Annotated in this window: 1 protein-coding gene; it reads right to left on the bottom strand. The window is 51.4% G+C overall.

Annotated features, from left to right (window positions below):
- Positions 1 to 45 precede the first annotated feature (45 nt).
- Positions 46 to 1,230, bottom strand: a 1,185-nt coding sequence (gene argJ, locus AC6I5A_RS11515; RefSeq protein WP_034615976.1) for a bifunctional glutamate N-acetyltransferase/amino-acid acetyltransferase ArgJ, incomplete at its 5' end; no start/stop codon positions are given.

The raw sequence follows: 1,230 nt of genomic DNA, 5'->3' as shown, positions 1-1,230 counted from the left end.
TGCCTAATCCCTGTTCCATCGGTGTCAACTTTACCGCCTCCAAGATTAAGATCGATAACTCCCATTAATTGTGACGTACTCGTGGGTCAGATCACACCCCCAGGCTGTTGCCTGCTCTTCCCCAATGTGCAGGTTCAAGCTAATATGAACGTCTTTTAACCCCAGGATTTCCTTAGCCTTATCTTCCGAAAACGCTACCCCTCTTCCCGCTTGGGCGACAATTAAATCCCCTAAAAAAATATCCACAAGGCCTGGATCAAACTCCGCTCCGGCATAGCCTGCCGCCGTAATAATCCGACCCCAATTAGCATCTTCTCCGAAGAGGGCAGTTTTTACCAAGCTGGAGCCACAAATACTCCGGGCAATTATTCGGGCGTCTTCTTTTGTTTTCGCTCCGGAGACCGTGACTTCCATAAACTTGCCGGCGCCCTCCCCATCCCGGGCAATATCTTGAGCCAGCCGGACGCACATCCTCTTCACCATTTTCTCAAAGTTCAACAAATCTTCCCCACTCAGCGTTATTCCAGAGGCCCCATTCGCCAAAAAGAGGACCATATCATTGGTGCTGGTGTCCCCATCTACGGTCACCATATTGAAACTTCCCTCGACCGCTTCATGCAAGATACGCTGCAAATCCGAAGCAAGAATGAGCGCATCGGTCGTCAGAAAACCCAACATAGTTCCCATATTGGGATGAATCATGCCGGATCCTTTAACCATCGCTCCCAGACGGACCACTCCGCCCTGAGAACAGGGAAGTTCCCAGGCATGTTCTTTAACGGTCGTATCCGTGGTCATAATCGCTAGTGCTGCCCGATGTGCTCCGTCATCTGAAGTTTTCTTCTGCTCACGAATATCCTTGGCCATATCTCCCAGGAGCTCCTTACTTGCCGCCCGTATGCCACTTAAGACCCGCTCAAGCGGCATCTCGACCCCGATCACGCCGGTTGAGGCCACAAGAACATCCTCCGTTGGCAGAGCCAAAGCCAAGGCTGCACTTTGCGCCATCGCCAAGGCAGCCTGATCACCGGATTCTCCGACACAAGCATTGGCATTCCCACTGTTAATCACAACCGCTTGGGCTAATCCATTCCGCAAATGGCGCTGCGTTAAATAAAGAGGGTGCGCTTTGACCAGATTTCGCGTATAAACACCGGCAGCTTGCGCTTGAACCTGCGAAAAAACGAGTGCCACATCATATTTGTCCGTATACTTAATTCCTGCCTGGAC

It is taken from the genome of Desulfosporosinus sp. Tol-M2, assembly GCF_059735615.1.
This window is presented reverse-complemented; position numbering and strand designations above follow the sequence as displayed.